General features: G+C 42.5%; 2 protein-coding genes. Both read left to right on the plus strand.

The window, feature by feature from the left end:
- Positions 1-235: 235 nt before the first annotated feature.
- A complete protein-coding gene (locus tag CAG68_RS18100) occupies positions 236-880 on the plus strand; it encodes a LuxR C-terminal-related transcriptional regulator (RefSeq protein ID WP_005381237.1) in 645 nt (214 codons plus the stop codon).
- Between the two features lie 159 nt (positions 881-1039).
- On the plus strand, positions 1040-1912 hold the full coding sequence (galU, locus tag CAG68_RS18105; protein ID WP_005381239.1) for a UTP--glucose-1-phosphate uridylyltransferase GalU: 873 nt from the start codon (positions 1040-1042) through the stop codon (positions 1910-1912).
- Positions 1913-2028 lie beyond the last annotated feature (116 nt).

A 2028-nucleotide genomic window follows, 5' to 3' on the forward strand; every position in this document is an offset into this window, starting at 1 on the left:
TTAGAATAGCACGCTTTAATGTTTTGATTAAAGTCTAATACCATTGTGATCTATTGAGTCATCCTCTAGAACCCAAATCGTATTTCAACTTACGTGTGTAGCATTTTTGATTCGCGTTGCAGACATCGTTTCGTGAAGCTTTGAATTCGAACGCATTTATTCAGTAAAGCGATGGTTATGGCCTCTCTTTAATGCCAGTTTATGGCTTCTATTGAACCCAGGGAGATTGGAACACGTGAGAAAGTCGGCTTACGCAAGAAAGCTATTTCTGATCAGTATGGAAGATAATGCGCAAAAAAAAGTGGCGGCACTCGAAAAGTACGTTGATATGAGCATCCCGGTGATTTCAACCGCAGCACTCATGGAAGCCAAGCCACAACACCGTAATAAAATTCTACTGATAGACTTCAGTGAACATAAATCACTTGTTCAATCGATCAAAAACTTGCCTCTTGTATGGAAAAACTTTGAAACCGTTGTCTTCAACGTGCCTAAAAGACTAACCACGGATGAACTTCTTTCATTTGGTCAATTAAAAGGTGTGTTTTATTCTGAAGATACGCTAGAGCAAATTGGAGAAGGGTTAAAAGGCATTGTTAACGGTCAAAACTGGCTGCCGCGTAATGTAACCAGTCAACTTTTACACTATTACCGCAATGTCATTAATACTCATACAGCACCAGCTACGGTAGACCTAACCATTCGTGAGCTACAAGTACTGCGTTGCCTACAAGCTGGCGCCTCGAACAGTCAGATGGCCGAGGAGTTATTCGTCAGTGAATTCACCATCAAATCGCACTTATATCAGATATTCAAAAAGCTATCCGTAAAGAACCGAGTACAGGCAATCGCCTGGGCAGACCAAAACTTAATGTCATGATGCAATGTGAGCGGCTCTGATAACTGAAATGACGAGTCGCTCATCTTTTTTCCGCACCGAGTCTCACATTTTTTCCTACTTTATTCATGATTCATTGATACCTCTCGTGTTAAAGTTATGCGCAGATTCTTGATAAAAACGAGATAGGATATTCCCCCAATGATAAAAAAATGTCTGTTCCCTGCTGCAGGCTATGGCACACGCTTCCTACCGGCAACGAAATCTATGCCAAAAGAGATGATGCCAGTCGTGAACAAACCGCTTATTGAATACGGTGTCGAAGAAGCAATCCAAGCTGGTATGAACGGCATGTGTATTGTGACAGGTCGTGGCAAGCACTCGATCATGGACCACTTTGATAAGAACTACGAACTGGAACATCAGATTAGCGGTACCAACAAAGAAGAGCTGTTGGTAGATATCCGTGAAATCATTGAATCTGCAAACTTCACTTATATACGTCAACGCGAAATGAAAGGCTTGGGCCACGCGATTCTAACTGGACGAGAATTGGTAGGCGATGAGCCATTTGCTGTTGTTCTTGCTGATGACCTTTGTGTGAACGAGCAAGAGGGCGTACTGGCTCAGATGGTGGCACTATTTAAGCAGTTCCGCTGTTCTATCGTTGCAGTGCAAGAAGTACCAGCCGAAGAAACGCACAAATACGGCGTCATCTCTGGTGAAATGATCAAAGACGACATCTACCGTGTAGACGACATGGTAGAAAAACCAGAGAAAGGCACGGCGCCTAGCAACCTTGCTATCATTGGCCGCTACATCCTGACTCCCGATATTTTTGAACTGATCGAAAACACTGAACCTGGTAAAGGTGGTGAAATTCAAATCACGGACGCGCTGCTTAAACAAGCAAAAGCGGGCTGTGTATTGGCTTACAAATTCAAGGGCAAACGCTTTGACTGTGGTAGCGTTGAAGGCTACATCGAAGCAACTAACTATTGTTTTGAAAACCTGTATCTAAAAGATGAAAAAACCTCTGAGCTAGGTAAGCACGCAACACAAAAAGCAGTATAAAGCATCGTCTTAGTACGTAATTACTGTATCGAAAGCCCAGCACAACGCTGGGCTTTTTACTTTACTGTTTTTTTATCCAGTAATTTTCTTTGCACATTTCTCACACTATGTAATAC

This window comes from Vibrio sp. V42_P2S4T144, from assembly GCF_009904715.1.
GTDB classification, from domain to species: Bacteria; Pseudomonadota; Gammaproteobacteria; order Enterobacterales; family Vibrionaceae; genus Vibrio; species Vibrio alginolyticus.